The organism is Bifidobacterium sp. ESL0690, from assembly GCF_029392315.1.
In the GTDB taxonomy this organism is placed as follows: Bacteria; Actinomycetota; Actinomycetes; order Actinomycetales; family Bifidobacteriaceae; genus Bifidobacterium.
This window is the reverse complement of record NZ_CP113939.1, coordinates 487,296-500,060: the sequence shown is the minus strand read 5'-3', so window position 1 is coordinate 500,060 and position 12,765 is coordinate 487,296. Positions and strand designations below refer to the sequence as shown.

Sequence of the window (12,765 nt, the reverse complement as noted above, 5' to 3'; positions counted from 1 at the left end):
CTTACCTGATTTCGGCGGCAGATAAAGCATTGAAAAGCCACTCATTTGACTGATTGCGCAAAGAATCCAGCAAACGATTTACTTTTTCATAGTCAATGGGCTTAGAATTGTCTTCATCCTCCATGGTTTTCCCAAGTTCAAATAAATGGAAAAGAGTCTCCATGCGGGAATTCATATTCGATTTCTTCTCAATTCCTGACCTACTAAACACTTTGAATTGCACATTGAAGAGTACCGAGAAACAACAGGCGTGATAGGAATCGGTAAACACATATTGCGCTTTTTGTATAAGTTCCACAAATTCAGCAGGCCCAGCAACATAAGTCTCTGGATCCGAAGGATCCAAAATTCTTCTGATTCTGCAATGATTTGCTTCGGCATACTGACGGATCCGAGCATCCTGGGCTGCTGTAGGTTTACCCAAAAAATAGGTCAACACATATCGATCGTCATCAGGAACGAAGCCGTTAGTAATAGTCAACCATTCATCAGGAGAAAGCATGAGAGTAGGATCGAGCACAACTTGGGCCTGCTGTCCTGAAAGAGACTTCACCAAAGAAACAGCCTTTTCCTCACGAACTGATATAGCAGACAAGCGAGGCAAATAACTTTCGAATATCTTTTTATAGTTATCTTCTACCTCATCCACTCCGAAACTTGCTGCATAGCTGATTACTGGTTCTTGAGCAGAAAAACCACCGAGGCGGAGTACCAAATCAGATGGCGTCAACCATCGGTCATTCCAGATCTGGTCAGAACCTAAAACAAAAATCCCAGGCTTTTGGCCTTTTGCTTCAAGTCCAGATACCGATGAAACGGAACACCGCGTATCATTGATATATCGAGCAGTAAATTCATCGAAACGTCTACGCTGCCTGCCTAACAATTGACGAGATGAAGGCAAACCGGCAAACAATCTAGTCTTCAAAGGATGAAGGAATTTCCGTTTCATTTTTTTCTTGAGTAATGCGAAACTGTTATTGCATCCTAAATACCCATATACTGTCACAACATCATGTGAAAACCGGCCAAGAAGTTTTTGTATTGCATAATTTTGCAGACGATTACCATAATTTGACTGGTCATTTACTGTCAGAATCCCAACGGTCATATTTTCCAAACTTTGGTTCATAAAGACAATCATACGGATATGCTTAGGCAAACAATGTAATATTGCAACACTAAGCAACTCGAAATCGCAATAATCTCATCTTGTGTTTCTGTCTCAAATAAAAAATGACTCATCTTTTTTTAAAAAACTTTTCAAATATAAGACAACAGAAGACGAACATTGTGCTATTAAATCTGGCAATAAGCATGGCGCAAACGACTTTAAAACCCAAGCCTCGTCTAATCCTCGTGTCTTTAAGCATTTGAACAGCTTGCTTATACAGCTTGCCTTGATATTGGGAAACGTGGAAAAGGCAATATAACAATGCCTGCCAGGCCATGAACCTCGAATTATCATGCTGATCAGGCGAAATGCCATGCCTTTGCAGACAATTATTGAATTCCATAGTGGCTATAAAACCATCATGATATGTCTTGGCTCGGTGTTCCCATGTTGCGCCAGACAAATTAACCGTGCTATGCGGATTATCACGGTAAAAATACAATTGTTTATCAATAAAAACAACTTTATTGGCTTTTTCGATAAGTTTACAGGTAGTCGCCTGATCTTCAAAAACGCGGTTTGGGGGAAACCGAATATCCTGAAAGAGCTGTTTAGCGAATATCTTGTTCCAGATGTTACTTCCAACATCTCCAATCGTCATTAGCTCCAACGCTTTATCCCTTGTTTTCACGCCTTCAATAGGCCCATGCTTCAAGGTGTGCGTGGCACTTTCCGGCAACCTCCTGAAGCAGAAGACCCCCACGTCGGCCGACTCTTTCGTCACTGACTCATATGCGCGCCTGCAACAATCCACACCGATATAATCGTCAGCATCCACAAACATAAGGTAATCGGCACGTGCTTGATCGATACCCACATTACGGGCAATCGCCTGCCCACTATTTTTCTGATGAATGACAGAAAAACGAGAATCATCTCTTGCTACATAATCGCAGACATGAGAGGATCCATCAGTCGAACCATCATCAACAAGAATAACCTGAATATTTTCTAACGTCTGTTTTTTAAGACTTCTCAGACATTGATCGAAATAGGGCAAAGCATTATAAACCGGGACAATTACAGAGACCTGTGGCACCATTTGTCCATATTCCGTTTTTTCAAGCATTGGCGACTCTCCCTCTAAATCTCTCGATACCTTATCAACATATCGAATGCAGACCCGCAATTTTTAGCAGGAAAACAATCCGGTAATTGACACTCTCATCGATTATCGAACCTTCACTTTACCGAAGAGGCAGAAATCACTCGTTCGATTATCTCTTCGTATCGTCTCGCCATACGTTTCTCACTCAAAGCATCTTTGATGCTTTCTATATTAGCAAGAGACATTTTCTCTTTTTCTGCACTGCCCATAGAAGCAAGTTCAACAAGGCAATGAGACAAATCGTCGACGTCATAAGCCTGATATGTCATTATTCCGTCGGTTTGAGAAATATAGTCTCTCAAAGCCGGAACATCAGCAGCAATTAAAGGGACCCCCAAAGCCATTTGTTGCATCATGGTCGTCTGCCCAAATGCATAGTTGAAGTCATCTAGAGGTATCACAGAAAATGAGGCATTCACAATAAGCTGATTAAGCCTATCGATTGGCACAAAAGGCAATGCTTTTATATTAGGATTATTGGTCTGTATCTTTGAATTGCCAACCAGCAAAAGTTTTTGACTGATGCCAGACTCCTCATAAGCTCTTATAAGCGTCTTCCAATCCCGACGCCTATAACCCACACATATCAGATATTTATCGCGCTCTGGAATCTCAGAATATTTTTTCTGCCCCCAATATTCACCATCGACTCCCTGACGAACGAACGTCGACTTATCAGCAATCCATGGAAAATACTCACGAAAGTAAGTAATCTGTGTACTGACAAGATAAATCAACCAATCAAAGGATTTACTGGCGAAGACGCAAAGCTTGTGCACTAAACCACTGGTATCAGCTTGATGGAACGAGCTGATATCGACGACGACTATGGGAGGCGTTTTCAGGTGGAATATGCGCTTCAACGCCCCCAATAACACAGCACTATCTGTTCCATGCGCCAATATGACATCATACTGATTGAGCCGACGCAGAACCCGCAGCACTTGCAAAAAATGAAAATGAAGCTTCTTCTCCAGTTTTTCGATAGTTTTGGGGGCAGATATATCGACAACATCCACATCGACAGGCTTGTCAAAATATTTTAGGAACCAAAAAGGCTGACCCTTGATCCAGTAATCTGAAGGCTGGAGGTTTTTAGGTGTTTCAGAGACGTAATGAATCTTCCAGTTTATGATCATCAAGATTTTCAAGGTCTCATTCCTTCCACAAAACCATACAAATTCTATGATTCAACCGATGTTATCAACATACACCGAATATATGCCTAAAAGTAAGCTTCTCAAGTCGTGTTCGACGCATTGCTTCAGTAGTTCATACGAGCGATTCCAGGGTCTTCCCAACCCATTGGCGTCTGGTCCAAGCCCAATTCCGCCGTGGATTTAGAAGATGTGGTCACATCAAAAGAAAATGTGACCGACGTGCCTGGAGCCAAATCCGCCACGGTGGCATATACAACTTTGTCATTCAATGTTTTTTGACTTGGGACAGGCACATTTGCTGTACCGCTGACTTTAATGCCGCCAATGGAACCGCCTGCTGGAGCATAAATCAGCGTCTTTTCTACACCATGACCGACCCCTATCTGTGAGTATGGAGAGCCGATAATATACTGCGGTAAGGCTGATACGTCCTTGCTGCTTAATGTATTGGTCATGGTGTACTCAACATGATATGTTTGCTGACCAATAGGCGCACCGCTCGTTTTGGTAATTTTGCTGGAACGGTGAACATACCAATCCATCTTTGACGAGCTCTGCTGAGTAACATAGACGCCCACTTCCGGCTTGGTCTCATCACTGGGACTTTGCGAGGTATAACCATTGGCGTTGAAGTTTTGCTCCATGGTCTGATCAAATGAATAAATGGAAAAATGCCTGTTTTTCGCCATACTACCGACAATCGAAGAAACTTGCATAAGTTTCCCGATATTCAGCCCGCTGAACATACTGCCGATTGCTTTCGTGGAAACCTCACTAAAATAAACATCCTGCTGTTGTGGAGTATATTGCTTATAAATTGTGTTTAACAGAAATTCCGCAGTATTCATGCCTGTAAGAACACGCCCATCTGAAAGCTTCACATTTCCATTAACAGCGATAAGTTTCTGCAAAAATACGGGATCAACCATAACCACCCCGTCAATAGGCTGCTTCTCTCCCCACGGAGTCCGATTCCAGATTGCCTGCATCGACTGGGCAGTCCTCGCATTATCGGGATAAACCGCCAGATCTCTAATGTCAAATGACATATTCAACGGTCCCCAATCATGGAACATTGCTTGTTCGCTGGCTGTTGGCCCACCATTACCATAAGGGAAATAAGCAGTATTTGGTTGAAAATTGCCGATGGAAATCTGCCCGTTACTGGTAGTCATCAACCCCACAGAACCGACGAGTCCGCCCGCAGAACGAGCCTCTGAAGTAGTCATGTTCATCACAGCAAAATGATGAGGCTGCTTAGCACCAAGAAAATCAGGAACGATCTGAAAAGTTCCTGCAAGTTGATTCACTTTCTTTGCCAGTGCGCTTAATTTCATATTGCCCATCAGATAGGACCTGCGAACCATACCGATATGCGCCTTGTTACCAGGAAGCGCACGGTAGTTAGCAACTTGTTGTTGCATTGACGTGTTGGCGTCCTTCATAGTTCCCTGAGCCTGAATGATCGGTTGGAGGTTAATCTGTCCATTGCCTGCACTCAAATTTGCTGTTTTCAAAGACTCAAACACTTCAAGAAACTGAGGTACGGAATCATGTACAATGCCATCAACCGAGGAGGTCATGCCTTGAACCGTCTTGATATCGTTACCAATATAGGGGGCTTTGGCGGCAATATTCCAAAGAGTGCCATGGGAAATCTCATTCGCCTGCCGCGTTTCATCTTGCACCTGTGGCAATTTTTGCGATATCTGATCGAGAGAATTGAGATTATTGGTACCCGAAAAGCTACTAAGCATGCTAACGGCACGTTGTTCGTGAGCCTTTACTGCCTTAGCTTCGGAATAAAAACGACTGCCTATCCCAACAATGGCCAGCACCAATACGAATAACACCAACAACAACCATGGCCAAACACGATGTCGGCGCAAACGCACACTAGCCGCTATGTGCCTACCTCTCGGTTCACGCATATCCCATCCCTTCGTTATACAACAAGGAACTATTATTCCCCATGATGAGGAGAAACATGGGATTTGTACATATTCTGCACAGTCTCGCTAAATTATAAAGTCAATTGAAACATAAGTAACCAGGACGAATGGATATGACCTGTAAGGCTCTATTTCATAAGAAAAAGCCATTTCCGCAAAGGTTTCACATACTGAATAAGTTGCACAATCAAAGCGGATCCAACATAGCTAATAACAAGCGAAATCAGGAATGCAGCCCACTGACCCGCCGTATTGGTTGCCATCGACGTAACATAATGTTGGCACAAATAAGTAATCCACGGATGAATCACATAAACACCAAAAGAAATCTTGGAGAGTTGCTCGATAAACAAAGCAAATTTCCCATTTACCGCTTTAGCATTGCAAATCCTGTGCAAAATCACAAAAGCGGAAGCAGAGCAAATGACCAACAAGCAATTGGAATATGGATCCGTGAACTCTGAATAAACACGGTGATTCCAAGCTACATATCTAAAAGCTACAAGGAGTAGGTAAGGGACGATAAATGTCAAAACGAAGACAGGGGTGGGAATCTTTCTAATTTCATGGCTAAAACGATTAAAAACATACCCAATGATGAGATAGAGCATCCATACTGAACCGCCCCAAGCTCCAGTACCAAAAACATTCATTTGCATTTCACTCGTCACTGTTGAATTAATTCCTAACAATGGATGCAACATTTCCAACACTTGCTGGAAGCTTGGCACAAGGGTTCCAAAAACAATCAGGCAGAAAAGAAGAATGCCAAGGTAAACACGATTGCCTTGAGAAATTAAAAAATCCAAGAAGCGTGAGACCAGTGGCATTCCAAGATAAAGACAAAATATCATAGGAAGGAACCAGAGAACGTTACCCGGAGTCCCGAGGAAGAATGCAACCTTAAGCGTTTTTTTAAACGAATAAGGTGCTCCATATATACGATTGAGAATATAAAATATCATATTCCAGATTTCAAAACAGACGAAAAGTGGAATAAGATTCCTTTTAACGAATTTTTGAAGATATTCAGAATCATATTTCCGGTTCAACATCAAATAACCAGTCAGCATGACAAATAGTGGCACGCCTTGGCACGCAAATGTAAAAACGAAATCACGGGCCAAAAACACATGTTGCTTAGCTCGCTCCAAATAAAAGCAAGTATGACATATAACTACGAGAAATATCGCTACTACTCTGACAATATCCAACGCGAAATCACGTTTCTTAGCTGGTTTATTAGACACGATTTCCTTTCAGCCCCGAAAACTGCTTCAACTAGAACATGTTATACCCAAAAATAACCATGAAATACATTTAACCGTATATTTATTAAATAAAGAGCAATTAAACACGCAGAAATACAAATATCGAATGATTCCGATATCCTTAATCGAGGGAAGGATATCGGAGGAGTCTAAGATGACGATGAACGATGACGCAAATCGCCTAAATAATGGGCTCATTCCCTCATCTTCTGATGGTGCAGTCAAGCAAAGAACTCATTCCAAATTATGCCGTTCGATTTCCTCGTCGCAAAACCAAAACGGGAAAAAGGGATCACCCGAGTCCAAAGATTTTTTCGACGGCTCGTACTTTTCTGCGAATGAATCGAAATTAAAGGGTAAAGCTCTTTTCGATTACTCACAACCTTCTTGGGCTTATTTATATACTTCTTGTCTTGTTGTTCTCGATGTCTTGATGACGATTATTGGATCGATAATCACCTTCCTTATTTATCCTGACAGCCGCTTTTATTTGCAACGCCGCGCACCACACAACAACGCGATTCTGGAATTCATCCTGCTCGCCATATGCGCGTGGATTATCAGTCTGTTGATATGCGAAGCCTATTCACGGCACGTCATGGGCGAAGGGTACGAACTATATAGCAAAATTCTCAAAGCAGCCTTAATCGACTTCGTCATGATTTGTACGCTTGGTTATATTCTCAAACTTGATATTCCACGTTCTTTGGCTTTTGGCGTCCCCCTGTTTACCGGTTGCCTGACACTGCTGGAACGTTGGCTCATGCGCCGTGCCCTTCACTACAGTCGCAGAAAAGGCGAATTTGTCTATTCGACCATCCTCATCGGCTCACCAAAGGCGATTCATCAAGTTTGCAAACAACTGCAAGAGGATTCAGGCATCGGATACAAACCGATAGCTGTATGTCCCGTGGCTCTTGACAAATCAGAGAAATCCGCACAATCAAACACCCAACATCTCATATCGACTCCCTTCATTCCAGAAAATGAAGAGGAAGCCAAATTGAAGGTCCTTTCGGTAAATTCCCATCTTGCGGAAACGGCCAAAATTTTCAAGGCCCATACGGTCCTCATCACCGACGTGCTTTCGCACAATTCGGAAACGACACGCACGTTGTCGTTGGCAGTCGAATCGATGGGCATCGAACTCGCCATCGCTACTTCTGTGGCCGATCTTGGCGGGGCTTCCCTCCATTTCCGCAATGATCCGAACATGCCTGTATTAACGGCAAAATTGCCACAATACACGACACGGGCACGCATACTCAAACGCGTAATGGACATTGCCCTTTCAATCGTCGCCATCATCCTCACTGGCATTCCGATGATTCTTATCGCTTATATGATCCATCGGGAAGATAAGGGACCAGTGATTTTTTCACAAAAACGAATCGGTATTTTAGGCCGACCCTTCATCATGTATAAGTTCAGATCAATGCGTCCCGACGCAGAGGAACTGAAAGCGAAACTCGCTAAAGAAAACGGATTGCAGGACCGATTCATTTTCAAGATGAAGGATGATCCGCGAATCACCAAATTCGGACATTTCATTCGTAAGACTTCACTTGATGAACTGCCACAGTTCTTCAATGTGCTGAAAGGCGATATGAGTCTGGTCGGTCCACGCCCTCCGCTGCCCGAGGAAGTGGCCAAGTACGACACTCTTTACTCTTCTCGACTTTTGGTGAAACCCGGTATAACCGGCCCATGGCAGGTGTCCGGGAGGAGTGCGCTGAACAAAGAACAATCGGAATTTGCCGATGTCTCTTATATTCAGAACTGGTCGTTCACAGGCGACATCGCTATTTTGCTTAAAACTGTGATGGTAATGATACGTGGCACTGGCATGTGATTTTTTGCTTGACTAATACAATGCATGCTTCAGTCGAGTTATCAAAATCCGTTACAATTAAATAGATAAAATGAAATTTCATTTTCGAGATTTCATCTAACTGCCAAAGGTTCTCACAGTCATTCTCATTCATCCGCAGAACACAATACACTTTCTTATTTTCTTCGGTAAATGCACTATCGGCGCACAACATATGATGCTATCCATACAACATATGACACTGCCATGTTCAACCATCCGGTTAATGGTGTAACCTGAACCGAGTTGACGAGGCGGTAGTGAATCTTTTTTCTTCTACGCTGAAGTCATAATCGAGTGTTTTTGGATATAGTGAAAAACGTATGCAGGTAATAATAATGAAAATTTCAGCGCAACAAAGAAGGAGCGACTGATCGTGTCTGATTCCGCGCAAACACCAGCAAAATCTCCCTCCAAACGACCTTTGTCGCAAGCTCTTACCAAAGAGGAATCGTACATCGACGGACACTTGAGCCACGCAGCTTTCGTTTCCATCGCCATCCTGACTTTTATTACCTTCATCGGCAACTTCACCCAGTTGCAGCTGAGTGCCGCGCTGCCGACCATCGTCCACGAATTCGGCATCAACGTGACCACCGGCCAGTGGCTCACCTCCGTCATTCAGCTCGTGCAGGGCGTCATGGTGCCGCTCACCGCCTACCTCACCCGCCGCTTCTCGACCCGCCAGATCGTCATCACTTCCATGACGATCTTCACGCTGGGTTCGGTGCTTGCCTGGTTCGGGCCGAGCTTCATCCTCGTGCTCGCCGGGCGTACGCTCGAAGCCATCGGCTCTGGCGTGATGTGGCCGGTGCTGCAGATCATCGTCTTCTCGGTCTACCCGATGTCCAAGCGCGGCATGGCCATGGGCACCGTGGGCGTGGCCATGAGCGTCGCTCCCGCCATAGGCCCGACCTTCGGCGGCTGGCAGACCGATGCCAACGGCTGGCGTTCCATCTTCGTCTCGCTGACCGTCGTCGGTGCGATCGCGCTGGTACTGGCCATCTTCTTCCTCCACAACTTCGGCGAGCGCGACAGCGAGGTCAAGGCCGACTTCTTCTCCGTATGCCTTTCGGTTATCGGTTTCGGCGGTCTACTTTTCGGCTTCACCAACATCGAGGCTTACGCGTTCACCGCCCCGGTGGTCTGGCTACCCATGGCCGTCGGCCTGGTCGGCATCGTGTGGTTCGTCGTCCGCCAGCTCAAGGGTGCCAATCGTTACAAGGCCCAGCTCAAGAAGCTCATCGCAGACCTGGAGGAAAGCAAGCACCTCGAGGAAATGGCCAATCAGCCGAAGAGTATGAGCGAGCTTCGTGCCGCCATCAAGCGCCTGCAGGCTGATCCGGATTCTGCGGCCAAAGTCGAGGAACATTTCAAGACGCCCAAGGTGCGCGAGCAGATCGAGAAAATTCGCAAGCTGCAGCCGCCGCTGCTCGACCTGACGGTTTTGAAAAACAAGAACTTCCGTGTCGGCACCATCACCGCTGCCATGAGCTTCTTCGCTTTCAGTTCCATCACCGTCATCATCCCGCTTTTCATACAGAACGACCGCGGCTATTCCGCCACGATTTCCGGCCTGGTGATGCTGCCCGGCGCACTCGGGCAGTGCATCTCACAGTTCGGCGGCGGGCGTCTGCTCGATCGATTCGGTGCACGTCCGGTGGCCCTACTGGGTTCCTTTACGTTGATGACCGGCACCATCATGATGAGTTTCATCGGTATGGGCGTGCCGATCTGGTGGGTCTCGATCTGCCAGTTCATTCGTCAGATCGGCATGGGCTTCGTGCTGATGCCGATTACGACGTGGTCGCTCAACTGCCTTACTCCCGGAAGCGTTTCCGCGGGTTCCGCCGTCACCAACACGGTCCGCCAGATTTCGGGAGCCATCGGTGCGCCGGTTCTGGTCATCTTGATGGAAGAGTTCACCAAGGTGTTCAAGCCTTTGATGGGTTCCCGTCATAATGCTGCCATACTCGCCAATGTCTGGGGTATTAGGATGTCGCTGATCATCAGCTCGGTCATCGCTTTCGGCATGGTGATGCTCGTGCTCTTCGGCGTGCGCGGCCAAGGCGCCGGTTCCGCCCGCGACCTCGCCAACCGCACGCTGCGTCACGTCCGTGTCCCGCGCATCCATCTGCATAAGCAAGCAGAGTAAGCGGCAACTTTATCTTGCGATTTTGTGAAAACGCTGATGCTCATCTTGAATTCGAAGATGGACATCGGCGTTTTTATATCCTTAAGCGCCACACATCTTTAAGTAAGAGCAACTAGTGCTATTCGCCATTCAATTTTCCGTTAAACCAGAATGATTCAAGTTATCCTAAGCGCAATTTTTTTCTTCCGCATTGCTGCATCTCTTAATTTTTTCTCCCTATCTCAAACATGTCTCGTAGGTTGTAGCTCATAACAAACTTGGAAAGTGATTGACATTAGTGTCACCGTTTTGGAATCTGTTGTGCGGGACAGGTTCGCAGGACTTTGGAGATGGCCTCCTTTTCGGAGGTGGTTACCGTGAGATTGTATTTTTGCTTCACGCCGACCTGACGGGCGACGTAGGCGCAACGGAACTTGCGATTGGCGGGAAGCCAGTAAGCGGCCGAAGCGGAACCCTTCTGCTGGTTGGCGGGGCCGTCGACAGCCAGCAAGTTGTAAGCATCATTGCCATATTGCTGTTTCGTGGCCGCATCCCACTGGCTCGCGCCCGACTGCCAGGCGTTCTCCAGCGCCACCACATGGTCGATTTGCACCGCGGCACTCGTCTGTTTGCCACGCACAAAACGGATGGATTTGCCGGTGTATGGCTCCTGTAAAGCACCGGTTTTGACCTGACATCGGCTTGGGGCTTTGTACCTGATGGCGGTCATGTCGCGCTTGAGGATGTCGTCGCGGATGGTGCAGCCGTCACCGTCGTCGTCGGTGGTGTTGTAAGCGAACGCATCTCTGTCGTAACCGCGAGTGCTCGGGTGATCGTCAACCGGCAAGGTCGCCAATACCTGGGCCACCGGACCGGTCGCCACGTACTGGCCGGTCATCTGAGCAAGCGGCTTGCTCACTTTCGGCAGCACCAATCCGGTCGCAATCCCGATAAAGCAAGCAGCTACCAGCAAAATCACGAATCGAACCAGAAGACTGTCAAAGTTAATACGCCGCCGTCTAAAATGGGCACTACCGCCGCTTCTGCTGCCATGAATAGCCCAATGGCCATAGTTATTGGGTCTCGAACAAATAGCCTCTCTATTACACCAAATCATCATGTTTTGCCCTATATCTTTCTTTGATATTTCTTATCGCCGCATAAATCACAACGGAAGAATCACGTCTGCCATGATTCATGAATATAAAAATCCAGAAAGAAAAGCAAGATTCAAGGGTCTTTTTAACGAAAAATCAAGATTTCTTGATAACACCCTTTGGTGGAAAGAAACGATATAGAAAAATAAAGATTCGGATACAAAACGAAAGCTGCCCGGCACCCCCTTTGAAGGGTACCGGGCAACTTATCGATTCAACTACGTCTTAGACGCCTCAGGAAAGCGGTGCGAGGTCCAGCGGAACGCCAGGGCCCATCGTCGAAGTGAGCGTCGCCTTGGAGATGTAGCGGCCCTTCACAGTGGAAGGACGCAGACGCTTGATCTCTGCGGCAACGGCCTGGAAGTTCTCTTCCAAAGCCTTCTGATCGAAGGACTTCTTGCCGATGATGAACGACAGGTTGCCGTTCTTGTCGACGCGGAACTCGATCTTGCCACCCTTGATATCCTTGACAGCCTTGGCCACGTCCATGGTCACGGTGCCGGTCTTCGGGTTCGGCATGAGGCCACGGGGGCCGAGCACGCGGCCCAAACGGCCGACCTTGCCCATCATGTCGGGAGTAGCAACCACGGCATCGAAGTCGAGGAAGCCGCCCTGAACCTTGGCGACCATATCGTCGTCACCGACCAGGTCGGCGCCGGCTTCAGCAGCCTCGGTAGCCTTCGGGCCACGTGCGAACACGAGAACCGTTGCGGTCTTACCGGTGCCGTTGGGCAGGTTGACCACGCCGCGGACCAGCTGGTCCGCCTTGCGCGGGTCGACACCCAGGCGATAGGTGGCTTCGATGGTCTCATCGAAACCGCGCTCGGGCATGCTCTTCAGCAGAGCGATAGCTTCGGAAGCGGTGTACAGATTGCTGCCGTCGACCTTCTCGGCCGATTCACGATATTTCTTGGAATGCTTATTAGCCATCTGTTATCC

At 46.9% G+C, this 12,765-nt stretch carries 9 protein-coding genes; 2 read left to right on the top strand and 7 right to left on the bottom strand.

Annotation, left to right across the window (positions count from 1 at the left end):
• Position 1 precedes the first annotated feature (1 nt).
• The 5 genes from OZX62_RS01900 to OZX62_RS01880 all read right to left on the bottom strand — a co-directional run bounded on the left by OZX62_RS01900 (position 2) and on the right by OZX62_RS01880 (position 6,644).
• The gene (locus OZX62_RS01900) at positions 2–1,144 is read right to left on the bottom strand and encodes a polysaccharide pyruvyl transferase family protein (protein ID WP_277176364.1); all 1,143 of its coding nucleotides are present in this window, start codon (positions 1,142–1,144) and stop codon (positions 2–4) included.
• 97 nt (positions 1,145–1,241) lie between these two features.
• Positions 1,242–2,243, bottom strand: coding sequence for a glycosyltransferase (locus OZX62_RS01895; RefSeq protein ID WP_277176363.1), 1,002 nt, complete (start codon positions 2,241–2,243; stop codon positions 1,242–1,244).
• Positions 2,244–2,356: 113 nt separating this feature from the next.
• Positions 2,357–3,433 carry a glycosyltransferase family 4 protein gene (locus OZX62_RS01890; RefSeq protein WP_277176362.1) on the bottom strand — a complete coding sequence of 359 codons (1,077 nt, stop codon included), beginning with the start codon at positions 3,431–3,433 and terminating at the stop codon, positions 2,357–2,359.
• Between the two features lie 113 nt (positions 3,434–3,546).
• Entirely contained in the window at positions 3,547–5,373 is a 1,827-nt protein-coding gene (locus OZX62_RS01885; RefSeq protein WP_277176361.1) for a DUF4012 domain-containing protein, read from the bottom strand.
• Positions 5,374–5,522: 149 nt separating this feature from the next.
• A complete protein-coding gene (locus tag OZX62_RS01880) occupies positions 5,523–6,644 on the bottom strand; it encodes an acyltransferase (protein ID WP_277176360.1) in 1,122 nt (373 codons plus the stop codon).
• Between the two features lie 175 nt (positions 6,645–6,819).
• Here OZX62_RS01880 and OZX62_RS01875 point away from each other — a divergent pair, with 175 nt between their 5' ends.
• A complete protein-coding gene (locus tag OZX62_RS01875) occupies positions 6,820–8,517 on the top strand; it encodes a sugar transferase (protein ID WP_277176359.1) in 1,698 nt (565 codons plus the stop codon).
• 394 nt (positions 8,518–8,911) lie between these two features.
• On the top strand, positions 8,912–10,690 hold the full coding sequence (locus OZX62_RS01870; RefSeq protein WP_277176357.1) for an MDR family MFS transporter: 1,779 nt from the start codon (positions 8,912–8,914) through the stop codon (positions 10,688–10,690).
• A gap of 280 nt (positions 10,691–10,970) precedes the next feature.
• On the opposite strand, the gene OZX62_RS01865 is transcribed toward OZX62_RS01870, so the two are convergent.
• On the bottom strand, positions 10,971–11,648 hold the full coding sequence (locus OZX62_RS01865; RefSeq protein ID WP_348519299.1) for an HNH endonuclease family protein: 678 nt from the start codon (positions 11,646–11,648) through the stop codon (positions 10,971–10,973).
• A 412-nt stretch (positions 11,649–12,060) separates the two neighbouring features.
• On the bottom strand, positions 12,061–12,756 hold the full coding sequence (rplA, locus tag OZX62_RS01860; RefSeq protein WP_277176356.1) for a 50S ribosomal protein L1: 696 nt from the start codon (positions 12,754–12,756) through the stop codon (positions 12,061–12,063).
• Positions 12,757–12,765: the final 9 nt, after the last annotated feature.